This is a genomic window from Virgibacillus salexigens (assembly GCF_014905415.1).
GTDB lineage: Bacteria > Bacillota > Bacilli > Bacillales > Amphibacillaceae > Virgibacillus > Virgibacillus salexigens.
In genome coordinates this window covers 446,339-461,113 of the sequence record NZ_BNEO01000002.1, presented here as the reverse complement: position 1 = coordinate 461,113, position 14,775 = coordinate 446,339, and the positions used below count along the sequence as shown (strand labels likewise).

General features: G+C 37.1%; 14 protein-coding genes. All 14 read right to left on the bottom strand.

All coding sequences use genetic code 11. From position 1 onward, the window contains the following. Positions 1 to 5: 5 nt before the first annotated feature. The 14 genes from mutS to ymfI all read right to left on the bottom strand — a co-directional run bounded on the left by mutS (position 6) and on the right by ymfI (position 14,769). Positions 6 to 2,594 (bottom strand): DNA mismatch repair protein MutS, encoded by a 2,589-nt coding sequence (gene mutS, locus JKP73_RS09860; RefSeq protein WP_200411161.1) that lies wholly within the window; start codon positions 2,592 to 2,594, stop codon positions 6 to 8. A 141-nt stretch (positions 2,595 to 2,735) separates the two neighbouring features. Then, positions 2,736 to 3,299, bottom strand: coding sequence for an outer spore coat protein CotE (gene cotE, locus JKP73_RS09855; protein ID WP_021291501.1), 564 nt, complete (start codon positions 3,297 to 3,299; stop codon positions 2,736 to 2,738). Positions 3,300 to 3,426: 127 nt separating this feature from the next. Then, complete coding sequence (locus tag JKP73_RS09850; protein ID WP_021291502.1) at positions 3,427 to 3,855, bottom strand: YlbF/YmcA family competence regulator; 429 nt, start codon at positions 3,853 to 3,855, stop codon at positions 3,427 to 3,429. A gap of 1 nt (position 3,856) precedes the next feature. Continuing rightward, complete coding sequence (miaB, locus tag JKP73_RS09845; RefSeq protein ID WP_038244181.1) at positions 3,857 to 5,425, bottom strand: tRNA (N6-isopentenyl adenosine(37)-C2)-methylthiotransferase MiaB; 1,569 nt, start codon at positions 5,423 to 5,425, stop codon at positions 3,857 to 3,859. A 195-nt stretch (positions 5,426 to 5,620) separates the two neighbouring features. Then, positions 5,621 to 5,881, bottom strand: a complete 261-nt coding sequence (locus JKP73_RS09840; protein ID WP_021291504.1) for a stage V sporulation protein S — start codon at positions 5,879 to 5,881, stop codon at positions 5,621 to 5,623. Between the two features lie 106 nt (positions 5,882 to 5,987). After that, the gene (ymdB, locus tag JKP73_RS09835; protein ID WP_021291505.1) at positions 5,988 to 6,785 is read right to left on the bottom strand and encodes a 2',3'-cyclic-nucleotide 2'-phosphodiesterase; all 798 of its coding nucleotides are present in this window, start codon (positions 6,783 to 6,785) and stop codon (positions 5,988 to 5,990) included. 112 nt (positions 6,786 to 6,897) lie between these two features. Beyond that, positions 6,898 to 8,460: a ribonuclease Y gene (gene rny, locus JKP73_RS09830; RefSeq protein ID WP_021291506.1), complete on the bottom strand. Its 1,563-nt coding sequence runs from the start codon at positions 8,458 to 8,460 to the stop codon at positions 6,898 to 6,900. Between the two features lie 249 nt (positions 8,461 to 8,709). Then, complete coding sequence (gene recA / locus JKP73_RS09825; protein ID WP_021291507.1) at positions 8,710 to 9,747, bottom strand: recombinase RecA; 1,038 nt, start codon at positions 9,745 to 9,747, stop codon at positions 8,710 to 8,712. Between the two features lie 173 nt (positions 9,748 to 9,920). Then, complete coding sequence (locus tag JKP73_RS09820) at positions 9,921 to 11,168, bottom strand: competence/damage-inducible protein A (protein ID WP_308436494.1); 1,248 nt, start codon at positions 11,166 to 11,168, stop codon at positions 9,921 to 9,923. Beyond that, positions 11,165 to 11,743, bottom strand: coding sequence for a CDP-diacylglycerol--glycerol-3-phosphate 3-phosphatidyltransferase (gene pgsA, locus JKP73_RS09815; RefSeq protein ID WP_021291509.1), 579 nt, complete (start codon positions 11,741 to 11,743; stop codon positions 11,165 to 11,167). Before pgsA ends, JKP73_RS09820 begins: the two co-directional genes overlap by 4 nt. Before the next feature lie 75 nt (positions 11,744 to 11,818). Then, positions 11,819 to 12,763: a helix-turn-helix domain-containing protein gene (locus JKP73_RS09810; RefSeq protein ID WP_234447094.1), complete on the bottom strand. Its 945-nt coding sequence runs from the start codon at positions 12,761 to 12,763 to the stop codon at positions 11,819 to 11,821. Positions 12,764 to 12,768: 5 nt separating this feature from the next. Further along, on the bottom strand, positions 12,769 to 13,560 hold the full coding sequence (locus tag JKP73_RS09805; RefSeq protein ID WP_021291511.1) for a DUF3388 domain-containing protein: 792 nt from the start codon (positions 13,558 to 13,560) through the stop codon (positions 12,769 to 12,771). A gap of 156 nt (positions 13,561 to 13,716) precedes the next feature. Beyond that, the gene (locus JKP73_RS09800) at positions 13,717 to 13,977 is read right to left on the bottom strand and encodes a DUF3243 domain-containing protein (RefSeq protein WP_021291512.1); all 261 of its coding nucleotides are present in this window, start codon (positions 13,975 to 13,977) and stop codon (positions 13,717 to 13,719) included. Between the two features lie 78 nt (positions 13,978 to 14,055). Next, on the bottom strand, positions 14,056 to 14,769 hold the full coding sequence (gene ymfI / locus JKP73_RS09795) for an elongation factor P 5-aminopentanone reductase (RefSeq protein WP_038244203.1): 714 nt from the start codon (positions 14,767 to 14,769) through the stop codon (positions 14,056 to 14,058). Between the last annotated feature and the right edge of the window lie 6 nt (positions 14,770 to 14,775).

Genomic DNA, 14,775 nt, shown 5'->3' with positions numbered 1-14,775 from the left:
CCTTTCTACTTTCTAAGCTTCTTCTGCAATCGGTACAATTCATTCATGGCGTCCATCGGTGTCATATCAAATAAATCAATATCTTTTAAATCACGTACAATATCAGATTCTTCGGTTGTATGCTGTTTTGGTTTTTGTTTCCCTTCTTCTATAAAAAAGGATAGCTGTCCCGATTCCTCGGTTGCAGCTGTCTCTGACTGTTGAACAGATAGTTGTGACTTAGCTGTACCTTCTAATTCTTGTAATATCGAACTGGCACGTTCAATTAATGACGGTGGTAGTTCAGCTAACTTAGCAACATGAATGCCATAACTTTCATCAGCCGCTCCTTCTTTAATTTGGTGTAAGAAGACAACATTCCCTTCATACTCTTCAGCACGAACATGAATATTTTTCAACCTTGGCAAGGTTTGCTCCAGATCAGTTAATTCGTGATAATGTGTAGAGAAAAGCGTCTTTGCATGAATATGATTGTGGATATATTCAATAATTGCTTGTGCTAAGGCCATACCGTCATACGTACTAGTCCCTCTGCCAATTTCATCAAGCAAGATAAGGCTGCGATCTGTCGCATTCGAAATAGCATGATTTGCTTCAAGCATCTCTACCATAAAAGTACTCTGTCCAGCTACAAGATCATCAGCCGCTCCAATCCGCGTAAAGATTTGATCAAATAAAAGTAAATCAGCGGACGCGCAAGGAACAAAACAGCCAATTTGACCCATAATTACCGTTAGCGCCAATTGACGCATGAATGTACTCTTTCCGGACATATTTGGACCAGTTATTAATAGAATACTTTTATCCTCATTTAAGACAATATCATTTGGAACAAAGGTACCTTCTTTCATTACTTGTTCAATAACTGGATGCCTACTTTTTTCAATGGATAACTGATTCTCTACAAAAGTAGGACGTACATAATTATTCGCTTCACTTACCGTAGCAAATCCTTGTAAGACATCTACATAACTTACCGCTTCGGCTAATTGCTGTAATGCAGGGATATGTTCTTTCATCTTTTCACGAATATCAATAAATAATTGGTATTCTAACTCGACACTCTTTTCTTCCGCTTCTAATATTAATTGTTCTTTTTCCTTTAATTCTGGAGTAATATACCTTTCTGCATTTGTTAGGGTTTGTTTTCGTTCATATTTCCCCTCAGGAAGCAGATGTAAATTGGCTTTAGTTACTTCTATATAGTAGCCAAATACTCGATTATATCCTACCTTTAATGATTTTATATTTGTTTCTTCTTTTTCTTTCCGTTCGAGTTCCGCTATCCATTGTTTTCCGTTTCTCGAAGCATCACGATAAGTATCAAGTTGTTGGTGGTAGCCGTCTTTAATGATCCCTCCCTCTTTAATAGAAATGGGAGGATCCCCTACTAAACTCGTTTCTAATAAATCAACAACCGCTTCCGGGTAATTAAACTGATCTGCCAGATTTTGGACAACAGGCTGTGAAAATTGTTTTAAAATCGTTTTTAATCGAGGAACCTTTGATAATGATTCCTTTAATTGTAGGAGATCACGTGCATTCACGTTGCCAAATGCGATTCTTCCTGCGAGTCTTTCTAAATCATACACTGACTTTAAGGTCTCCCGTAAATCATCACGATCCATAAACTGCTGATAAAAACGATCGACGATTTCAAGTCTCTCTTCTATCAGCTGTTTGTTCAACAATGGGCGCTCTAACCATTTTTTAAGCATTCTTGCTCCCATTGCTGTTACCGTCTTATCCAATACCCATAACAAACTCCCGTATTTTTCTTTCTTCATCATTGTTTCTGTAAGCTCTAAATTCCGTTTGGAATACATGTCCAATGATAAATAGGAACTCAAATGAATTATTTCTGCTGGCTGCATATGTTCAAGTGATCGTTTTTGCGTATACTGTATATAATTTAACAGTCTACTTAGTGATGTTAACAGACGATCATCATGTAAATTCTCACAAAGACTGCGATATTCAGCATTAAAAGTTACTTCATCTTGATAAGATAGGGTGACATGAAGCCGTTCACGCAATTGGTTCTGCAATCCCTCGGGTAAATCGGAGGATATTACAATTTCTTTAATTGGCTGATGATATAATTCATGAAGGACGGCATCCCACCCATTTTCGAATAGAACCAAGCGATTTTCCCCCGTTGATAAATCACTATAAACGATCACGTAGGAATGATTAAAATGGGATAGGCTCGCTATAAAGTTATTTTCCTTCTCATTTAACATATTCTTTTCCATTACTGTTCCAGGTGTAATCAATTGAATAACTTCTCGTTTAACTACGCCTTTTGCAGACTTGGGATCCTCCACCTGTTCACAAATAGCAACCTTATATCCTTTATCAACTAATACTTTTATGTAATTCGCTGCAGAGTGATATGGAACACCACACATTGGGATCGGTTCTTGCTTGACTGAATCTCGCTTCGTTAAAGTTATCTCTAGTTCTCTAGCCGCTTCAATCGCATCATTAAAGAACATTTCATAAAAATCGCCTAATCGAAAGAAAAGAAATGCATCCTGATGCTCCGCTTTAATTTTTAAATATTGTTCCATCATTGGTGTATTCTTTGTCATGTTTTATCCCCCAAAAATCCCAAGTATTCTTCTGCTATTATAGCATATAATATCGCAGACATTCGATGAATCGATACGATCGATCATTCACATTTCACAAAACAAAAAAATTACGAGGAATAGAATCCCTCGTAATTTTATTTAATCTTTATGAAGAAAATCTGGTTCTACTTCTTCGAGTTCATCATCGGTTAATTCATAATCCCAAACATGGTCATCGTCATCTTCAAATTTTTCCCGTTTAGGGTCTACACGAACGGCTATTTTCGTATCGCCAATTACTTGCACAATAAATTCCCGCTCAATTTCCGCCACAATTTTATGCCCTTTATTTTCAATATTACAGTTTAGACAATTAGGCTGTTGAATCACTTTCGCAATCACATCAAAGTCATCATTTAAACAGTGGTCATCTTTTACAGACAATGGAACCTTTTCGCAATAAGTTACACGCTCTGTAATTGCCTCTGTTTTTGTATTATCATTATACGAATACCAAATATTAATATCGTAGCTGCCATTGATTTCAACTGTGTCTTTGGACTTTTTCTTTGCATTGTATAAATGATTAATTACCCAGCATCCTAGAATACTTGAAGGTCTATGTGATGGCGAAATGGAATGTGTTTCTTGTGAGAATTTGCGACCTTTGCCACATACCGCTTTCGTAATGATCTCTCTATATTCATTATCTAGAAAACTCATAATTACCTTTACCTCCTCTTTTTTCATAGTCATTTTATGCAAGACAAATACCTAAAGTGCATAGCTATTTATGAAAAAGGAAGAAAGGATGGAAAAAAAGACAGGAAATTATTTTCCTGTCCAATTGTTAATGGCTGCAGCCGGATTTGTTTTTTAGTTTAGACCCTGTTTCTCCAGCTAGGATATCGCCACCAGTTGATTCTATAACATTATTCGTAACCTCTCTTGCGATGGTTCCAGAAACAAGCTGCAATACATCATTTACTACCACTTGTGATTCTTTAAATTCCTGAACTACTGGAATAGCATCAATCTCAGCTTGAAAAATATCTATTTGCTCTTCTACTTGTTTTAAAGCTTCTTTTTTTCCATAAGCCTGTAAATTAACTGCTTGTTTTTGCAATGCTTTTATCTTTGTAATTAACTGCTGTACTTTTTTGTTTTCATTAATTTTAGCCTCGACTTGCTTAAAGCGGTCAATTTCTTCTGTGCTTGCAAGCATGCCTGCTAATTTCTTGGCCTCATCAAGTACTTGTTTTCGTGTGTATTCAGCCATACTACTCCACCTCAACTGTTTTTTCTACCATTATACCATTTAATGACCACGTTTTCGCTTCTGTTACTTTTACTTCTACAATCTTACCAATTGAAGACGTTGGTCCTTTAAAATTAACCAATTTGTTCTTCTCTGTATAACCGGCTAAAATATCTGGATCTTTCTTACTTTCACCTTCCACAAGGACTTTAACTACTTTATCTTGATACTTCTTCATTGATTCAGCAGATTGTTTGTTTACTAACTCGTTCAAGCGATATAACCGTTGTTTTTTTACTTCTTCTGGAACATCGTCTTTTTTACGTGCTGCTGGTGTTCCTTCACGTGGAGAATAAATAAAGGTATAAGCAGCTTCAAAACCTACTTCTTCAACTAAACTCATTGTTTCTTCAAATTGCTCTTCGGTTTCGTTTGGGAATCCGACAATGATGTCAGTTGTCAAGGTTGCATTAGGCATGGCTTCTCTTATTTTGCGAACGAGTTCCAAATAGGATTCTCTGGTATATTTTCTGTTCATTTTCTTCAATATTTCACTGCTCCCAGATTGGACAGGAAGGTGGATATGATCAAGAAGATTACCACCTTTGGCTAACACTTCGATTAGTCGATCATCAAAATCTCTTGGATGAGAGGTAGTAAATCGAATTCTTGGGATGTCAATCCGGTGAAGATCATCCATTAAATCACCAAGGCCATATTCCATATCTTCTAAATCTTTTCCATAGGCATTTACATTTTGTCCTAACAAAGTGATTTCCTGATAACCCTGAGCTGCTAAATGACGTACTTCTTGAATAATATCTTCTGGTAAGCGGCTTCGCTCTTTTCCGCGAGTCATTGGTACGATACAATATGTACAAAACTTATCGCAACCATACATAATATTTACCCAAGCTTTAATCTTTCCTTTTCTAGCTTTCGGTAAATTTTCAATAACATCGCCTTCTTTTGACCATACTTCAACAATTTTTTCTTTACCGAACATTGCTTCTTTTACAAGGTGCGGCAGGCGGTGAATATTATGTGTTCCGAATATAAGATCAACATGTTGGTGTTTCTTCATAATCCGGTTTACAACGGATTCTTCCTGCGACATACAGCCGCACACTCCTAAAATCAAGTCAGGTTTTTCTAACTTTAGCGGCTTTAAATGACCGATTTCACCGAACACCTTATTCTCAGCATTCTCTCGGATTGCACAAGTATTCAATAAGATAATATCTGCCTCATTGGTTTCAGAAGTAGGTTCATAGCCCATTTCTGTTAATATTCCCGCCATTACTTCCGTATCATGCTCATTCATTTGGCAGCCATATGTACGTATTAAAAACTTTTTGCCTTTACCGATATTTTCCATATCTTCAGGAATACCAAAATCATAATGAACATTTACTTTATCGCGACCACGTTTTCTAGCTTTATTTAAATTTGGTGGTTCATAGGTAGTTTCAAAATACTTCGCAAAATCTGCACTAGTCTTTTCACTTAAAGGTTTATCTTGACTGGATCTTTTGTCCATTGGATCGACCTGTTTAATTTGCGCTTGATGATTACGCTGTTCTTCGTTCATGATATATCTCCTTTCTATTGATTGGAAGATAATTTTCCCATTATTACAGTATAAACGTTTCTATTTATTTTAACAATATTAATCTGATGCCTTCCAATAAAAAGACATCTATCAGATAAGTTATATCTCCTTATTGTCATAAAAAAAGTGCTACGATTAGTCGTAACACTTTTATTTTCTATTCTTCCGTCATATCTATCTAGGTTCTACAATTAATTTGATTGCGGTACGTTCTTCATCATCAATTAAAATATCAGTAAAAGCTGGAATACAGATAAGGTCTACTCCACTAGGTGCAACAAATCCTCTGGCGATTGCTACTGCCTTCACAGCTTGGTTTAGTGCACCAGCTCCGATGGCCTGAATTTCTGCTGATCCACGTTCTCTTAAGACGTTCGCAAGTGCACCTGCTACTGAATTGGGATTTGATTTTGCTGACACTTTTAATACTTCCATTACTAGTACCTCCTTCATTTACTATTATAGTTCTATACCTACTATATTCCTGGAGATGTTAGCTTATTACCCTATTATGCATTAATAATTCAAAACATTCAAATAATCAAATGAAAAACGGATGGTCATCATTAATTAAAATACGTTCTACACTTTTTGCCCTTCCCGTTTTATCATCAATGGTAACAAAAAAACCATTTAATTGACTTCTTCCCTTTTTTGTAATTTCAAAACGTACTGGCATAGAAGTTAAAAAACGGTTCATTACCGATTCTCTATCAACTCCCAGTATACCATCATACGGGCCTGTCATTCCTACATCAGATATATATGCGGTTCCTGCTGGTAATATACGTTCATCTGCTGTTTGTGTATGGGTATGGGTACCTACTACAGCACTTACTCTACCATCAACATACCAGCCCATCGCTTGTTTCTCACTGGTTGCCTCACCATGAAAATCGATAAAAATGATGTTTGTTCTTTGTTTTGCTTCTTCTATTAATTCATCAGCCTTTGTAAAGGGATCGTCAATTGGCGGCAAAAACGTCCTTCCTTGTAGATTAATTACCGCAACTTCCACACCATTAATATTGATATAAATGATTCCTTTTCCTGGATTGTTTTCAGGGAAGTTTGCTGGTCTAATCATATTCGAAGCATCATCGATGAAGTCATATATTTCCTTTTTATCCCAAGTATGATTACCCATAGTTACTACTTGAGCTCCCCAATCTAATAACTGTTTATATATTTTCTCGGTAATCCCTTTTCCTGAGGCTGCATTTTCTCCATTTACGATTGTTAGGTTTGGTTTGTATTTTTCTTTTAATTTTGGTAGGTATTCTTGTACCATATTTCTTCCTGGAGATCCAACGATATCTCCTATAAATAATATCTTCATTTATTCAATCATCCTATCTATTATAGTACTTTCAGTTTTCCACAATGGGTATGTATTGTCAAAGCATAGCTTGATTCCACCGCAAAATAAAAAGCGGCCCTCAGACCACTTTTTATTTTGCGTATTCAACTGCTCTCGTTTCTCTAATTACAGTTACTTTGATATGACCTGGATAATCAAGTTCTCCTTCGATACGCTTACGAATATCTCGTGCGATTCGAACAGATTCTACATCATCAATTTCATCTGGTTTCACCATAATTCGAATTTCTCTACCAGCTTGAATAGCAAATGATTTCTCTACACCTGTGAACGATTCCGAAATTTCTTCTAATTTCTCTAATCGTTTAATATAATTCTCTAGCGTCTCACTTCTAGCTCCAGGTCTAGCCGCAGAAAGCGCGTCCGCTGCAGCTACCAACACGGAAATAATCGAAGTAGGCTCTTCATCACCATGGTGAGAAGCTATTGAATTAATAACAACCTCATGCTCCTTGTATTTAACAGCCAACTCTTTACCAATTTCAACGTGGCTTCCTTCTACTTCATGATCGATTGCTTTTCCGATATCATGCAGTAAGCCAGCTCTTCTTGCTAATGTTTCATCTTCACCAAGTTCAGCAGCAAGCAAACCTGATAAGTATGCTACTTCCGTTGAGTGCTTCAAGACATTTTGTCCATAGCTTGTACGATATTTTAAACGCCCAAGAATCTTAATCAAATCGGGATGTAAGCCATGCACTCCCACTTCAAATGTTGTTTCTTCCCCGATTTCACGTATATATTCGTCGACGTCGCGTCTTGCTTTATCCACCATCTCTTCAATACGAGCCGGGTGAATACGCCCATCTTGTACGAGTTTCTCTAACGCTATACGAGCAGTTTCTCGACGAATTGGATCAAATCCAGATAGTATTACTGCCTCCGGTGTATCATCAATAATTAAATCAATTCCTGTCAGCGTTTCAAGTGTTCGAATATTACGACCTTCACGACCAATAATACGTCCTTTCATCTCATCATTAGGAAGATTAACAACCGATACGGTTGTTTCAGCAACGTGGTCAGCAGCACAGCGTTGTAAAGCTAATGATAGAATGTTTTTAGCTTTCTTATCCGCTTCTTCTTTTGCACGATTTTCTGCTTCTTTGATTAATAATGCTGATTCATGTGCAACATCTTGTTCAATTCGTTCTAAAATAATCTGCCTAGCCTGGTCTGTAGTATATCCCGAAATGCGCTCAAGCTCCGTTTGCTGCTCTTGTATCATAGCTTCCACTTTGCTTTCCATTTCTTCAATTTGTTGTTGTTTTTCTGTTAGAGACTGTTCTTTCTTTTCTAACATAAGCTCACGCTTATCTAGTGACTCACTTTTCCTGTCTAGATTTTCTTCTTTTTGCATCAGACGATTTTCTTGCTTTTGAACTTCATTTCTCCGTTCACGAAGTTCGTCTTCCGTTTGTTGACGAAGCTTATGGTTTTCATCTTTTGCTTCAAGAAGCGCTTCTTTCTTGGAAGCGTCAGCATTTCGATGTGCTTCATCAACGATTTGCTTTGCTAATGTTTCTGCACTAGAGATTTTTGCTTCTGCAATAGATTTACGAATCAGATAACCAACAACAATACCGACGATTAGGATTACAAGCAAAATGGAGATGAGTATAAGACTGTCCATGATTTCACCTCCTATTGCTATAAAATTGTACAATTCATTATTGTCGGCATGTAACAGTTTTAATGCGTGTAATAACAATAAATTATATCATTGATATGATAAATCTATACAAATTTAATTTTAATTGTGTACTATACGAATGTCAAGGAAACGTCACAACTTCACCTCATATTGATTGAAAATATTGGTAATACATTATTCTTATAGTAAAAATCCCCTTGCTTCTATCGCAAGGGGATGTAAATAGCATTATACATCTAAGCTTTCTTGACCAACTTGTTGTTCTTCTTCTTTCGGCTCTTCGTCTAAACCATAGTGCTCTCGAATTGCTGCATGTATTTCTGCCATCATATCAGTATTCTCTTTTAGGAACTGCTTGGCATTTTCCCGTCCTTGACCAAGACGTTCTTCATTATAAGAATACCAAGCACCACTCTTGTTTACAATATCTAAATCGGAGCCAATATCAATAATTTCGCCCTCTTTAGATATCCCTTCACCATACATGACATCTACTTCTGCTTGTTTAAATGGCGGGGCAACTTTATTCTTAACTACTTTTATTCTTGCTTTATTTCCTACCATTTCGTTCCCTTGCTTCAACGTCTCTGCTCGTCGTACTTCTAATCGAACGGAGGAATAGAATTTCAGCGCCCGTCCACCAGGTGTAGTCTCAGGATTTCCAAACATAACGCCAACTTTCTCACGAATTTGGTTAATAAATATCGCCGTCGTTTTTGATTTATTAATTGCTCCAGATAATTTACGTAAGGCTTGTGACATTAACCTAGCTTGTAACCCAACATGGGAATCACCCATTTCACCTTCAATTTCAGCTTTTGGCACAAGGGCAGCAACTGAATCCACCACAATAATATCGACTGCACCACTACGCACAAGTGCTTCAGCAATTTCTAAGGCCTGTTCGCCAGTATCTGGCTGTGAAAGTAAAAGTTCTTCTATATTAACACCTAAAGCACGTGCATAAGTAGGGTCTAACGCATGTTCCGCATCAATAAAAGCGGCTTGTCCCCCTTGACGTTGTGCTTCAGCTATAGCATGTAACGCTACGGTTGTTTTACCAGAGGATTCCGGACCATAAATCTCAACAACTCGGCCACGAGGATACCCACCAATTCCAAGAGCTACATCTAATGCTAATGAACCACTAGGGATGGTTGCCACTTTTTGTTCTGCTTGTTCGCCTAGTTTCATAATAGACCCTTTACCGAACTGTTTCTCTATCTGTCTTAACGCCATATCTAAAGCTTGTTTTCTATCACTCAAAGCGTCGTCCTCCTTTAATAATCTAGTTCTATCATACATGCTTTTTCATCGTTTGCCAAGCAATAAATCGAATAAATGTTCCCTTTTTCTGAAGCGGAAATGAGATAAAAATAGATTTACAGCTAACCCAAGTAATGAAATTATTTAAAATGATAATCATTTATACTTATATTTTATGATTTTAGCCATTTGTAGAGAAGTTCCATTCCCTTTAATACGGCTCTATTTCTAATCGTATTACGATCACCTTGAAACATCCATTTTTCTACTTGTTCTTTTCCATCATCATAGATAGCGATATACACGGTCCCTACAGGTTGTCCCTCAACCTCATCCGGTCCAGCAACACCAGTAAATCCTATTCCAACAGGCACTCCTAGCTTAGCAGCAACATTTTTAGCCATGGCAAGTGCACATGCTTCACTAATGGTACCCTTGTCGGTCAATGTCTCTTCCGAAATATCTAATACATGTTGCTTAACATGCGCAGCATAACTGACGATTCCACCTTCAAAAACAGAAGAAACGCCAGAAACAGAAGATATTTTCCCTGTAAATAAACCTCCAGTTATACTTTCAGCTACTGCAAGTTTTTTCTGTTTCTTTATTAGAAGGTCGATCACTTTCCCTTCTAACGTGTCTTGATCAGATCCATAAAAATATGAGCCTACTCGATTTATTATCTGGTCTTCTGTATGTTCAATTAGTTGACTAGCTTGAAGATCTGACTCACTCTTAGCAGTTAAGCGAATGACAATCCCATCATCCTGAGCTAGCGGGGCAATCGTTGGATTTGTTTGAGCTTGAATAATATCTTTCAATTCATGCTCCAATTTAGATTCTCCAATACCAATAAACTTCAACACTTTCGACTTAATAATTTCATTTTTTCCTACTAATTGTTGAACGAGCGGGAACAGATGCTCCATTGCCAATGCTTTCATTTCTCTTGGCACACCAGGTAAGAAGATCCATGTTCTATTTTGAAAAGACACACACATCCCCGGAGCCATACCAGCATTGTTTAACCAAACCTCAGCACCTTCAAATACTCTTGCTTGTTTCCGATTATTTGGCGTCATTGTTGCTTGTTGTTTGGCAAAATATGCTGTTATCTTTTCCATGGATGGTTGATGTTCGATCATGGAAAGTTGGCTGATGTTTTGAAAAGCTTCCCGAGTTAAATCATCATCGGTTGGTCCAAGACCACCAGTTACAATAATCAGATCAGATCGCTGCTGTGCCTGATAGAACGATTCCTCCACACGCGTGAGGTTATCACCAACAACCACATGGTTATAGACATTAATTCCATAGTTGGCTAATTGCTGAGAAAGCCATTGAGCATTCGTATTTGCAATTTGTCCAAGCAATAATTCGGTTCCAACCGCAACAATTTCTGCTTTCACTTGTTTTATCATTTAGAATCCCTCATCACATGCCAATTTTTCACAAAATAGTCAACACCAGATATGACAGTGAATAGAAGACTAATATATAGCATCACTTCTCCAAAAGGGAAGCCAATATAGGAAAATGGAAAATTATGAAGCAGTAAAACAGCAATTGCCACCATTTGTGTAGCTGTCTTTAATTTCCCCATGCTACCCGCTGCTAACACAATTCCCTCACCCGCAGCAACAAGTCTGAGTCCAGTTATAGCAAATTCTCGACTAATAATGATGATAACAACCCATGCAGGGGCTACCCCCACTTCAACTAAAATAATTAGTGCTGCGGATACAAGTAATTTATCTGCTAGCGGGTCTAGGAATTTCCCTAAATTCGTTACTAAATTATATTTTCTGGCATAGTGACCATCTACCCAATCTGTTGCTGCTGCTATAATGAATAACAGCCCAGCTATAAAATGAGATACGGGTAGCTCTGCTTCTCCAATATTCCATGTTCCCCAATTAAACGGTACACTCATAAGAATGATAAAGATTGGAATTAATAGGATACGAGAAATGGTAATTTTATTCGGTATATTCATTTGTTTTTATCCTCCTAGTATTTCAACGAAAAGTGATAAACCCTTCCAAAAAGTTGAAAGGAAGGGTCAATTGATTTATTCAGCTTCTTGATTCAATTCTATCCAAATATTTTGTCTTACAGTACTTGAATCCACAGGATATTCCATCTCAACCCCATTAACCGTAATCGTTAATACAGAAGCATTACCGATTTTGAAAAATACACGCTCTTGTCCTGTTAGATCGATTTCAAGTGGTGACTTTTCTTCATTGAACATAGCTTCTTCAAAGAAAATTTCATCACTTTCCGATTTCACTCCAAGCCAAGTATCTCCTTCTGCTTCTAAGGTTGCAGTAACTTCTTCACCTGCATAATTATATGCTACAATTGATTCAGGCGTATTTCCTGTTCCCTTTTCTACAGTAGAAAATTCACCCTTCGGTTCTGTTTCCTCTTGACTTGCTTCATCATCAATAGATGCATCCTCCGATTTTTCATTCGCTGCACTGTCCTTGTTTTCTTCGTTTTCGTCACTAGCTGTTTCGGAGTCCTGCGTTTGACTTGTGTCATCATTAATAATGACATCCTCATCCCCATCTTGATTAATAGGCTCATTTTCTCCCTTACCAAACATACTTTGAGAAATAAAAAATACGGCAACAAGAATAATACCGACAATCAATAATACTACAATTACGGTAGGAAATAAGGAAAAGTTAGATGATGGCTTATCGGTATTGTTATTTTTACGCGATCGCTGCATCCGACTGTAATGCTCCTCCGTCGGTTCTTCCGTTTTTGGAACTTCTTCTTTGAATTCTTCCATTAGTTCATCTGGATCTACCCCTACTGCATTGGCATACTCTTTTATGAAAGCTCTTGCGTAAAATTTTCCAGGAAGAATATGTAAATTGCCTTCCTCAATTGCAATTAGATATCTTTTCTGTATCTTTGTTGTTTCTTGTAGGCTTTCCAAAGAGAGGTTTTTTGCCTCCCTTGCCTCTTTTAGTCTTGCTCCAATTTCCATTCCAAACACCATCCAATTTAAAAATCAAACATCGAAAAACCATCTTCTTGACCAAATTGTTGTCTTTGAACAGGTTCATAAGTAATTTCTTCTTCTTCATGACTTCGTAATTCAATAATATAGTCAAAATCATCCATTTTGTATTCTGTTGATTGTACAAATATATCTGGATGTTCTACCACTTTAATAGCAGGAAGCTGCATGACTTCCCGAATTAATTGCCAGTGCTGCTCATTCGCTCGTCTTGTCGACACCATTCCATCGATAATATAAATATTATCAGGGTTATACTCCCCTTCAATTAATTTGCTACGGACGGTCTGTTTTAATAAGGTACTGGATACAAACAACCATCGTTTATTTGCACATACACTTGCGGCAACAATTGATTCTGTTTTACCTACTCTGGGCATTCCTCGAATACCAATTAATTTATGACCATCTTTTTTATAAAGTTCTGCCATAAAATCGACCAACAGGCCAAGATCATCTCGTACAAAACGAATCGTTTTGCGATCATCTACGTCTCTATGTATGTATCTTCCATGACGTACTGCCATCTTATCTCGAAGCTTAGGCTTCCGCAGTTTTGTGACCTGAATCATGTCCATGGTTTGCAAAATGGATTTTAATCGTGTTATGTTTTCGTCATACTTGGAAAGTAAAAGCATTCCTCTACGAGCATTTTCCACACCGTTTATCGTAATAATATTAATGGATAGCATACCTAATAAAGAAGATATATCACCTAATAGACCAGGTCGATTAATTTGAATTTCATATTCAAGATACCACTCTGTTTTTTCCATATAAAGCTCCTTTACCGAGACTTTACTTATGAGCCTTCTTTTTTGATACTATCTAAATATATAATAAAGGATTTTCCCTAATGTGAAAAGTGATTATCCAAAAAATTAAAAAGAAGCTGCTTTTGAACAGCTTCTTTCAGCGTATCGACATATTGTTTACTGTTGGTTTCCTTGATTTTGAACAAATTTAACCATTGTGTTTGCGATCGCTTGTTGCTCATCTTCAGATGCTGCATTCCATAAATCACGTAACACTGCTTCTTCATTATTTTTAGCATCTACATTCTGTGCAAGATAATCGCCTACTTCTTGGGCTACATTTTGAATGGTCTTGTCGCTCATTCCTTGCTGCTGCGCCTGTGTAAGTTTGCTGGAAAGAAAGCTTTTCCATGAATCAAAGTTATCAAGAACTGACATACTTTTCTCCTCCTTCTCAATTTATACATGCATAGTATTTGAAATACTTCCTAGTTTATACATGTAGGCAGAAGAAAATTACCAGCCGCCTGTAATATTAATTACTTCTCCTTGGATATAATTGCTTTTATTCGATAATAGGAAAGATACCATGTCAGCAATTTCTTGCGGCTTTCCAGCACGGTTCATTGGTATATCAGCAAATATTTCGGCTTTTTCTCCTGGCAATAAATGCTGATTCATCTTCGTATTTATAAAACCTGGACTAATTGCATTAACAGAAATACCACTAGGTGCAACTTCTTTTGCCAGTGCTTTAACAAAACTATTTTGACTGCCTTTTACAGAAGAATAGATCACTTCATTACTAGCGCCCTGTTCACCCCATATAGACGTTATAAATATAAACTTCCCAGCCTGCTGCTTGATCATTGCCGGTAAAACTTGTTTGGTAATCATCCATGGGGATTTCACATGCAATTGTATCATGTCGTCCATAACGGTTTCATCTGTGTTTTGAAATAACCCGTATTCTCCTCTACCACTTGCAAACACTACCCCATCAATTGTAAATACAAGGTGGTTAAGAAAATGTTTACAACCTGCTTGAGAGCTTAAGTCTGCTTCAATCATCGCTACAATTGAAGTCGGATATTCTGTTATAATCCGATCTACTTCTTGTTTATTACGATGATAATGAAGCAGCAATTGATAACCTTCGATAACTAATTGGTTAGCTATTGCCATTCCAATATCACCGCTTGCCCCAACGATTAAAATATTTTTCCCCATGACTTA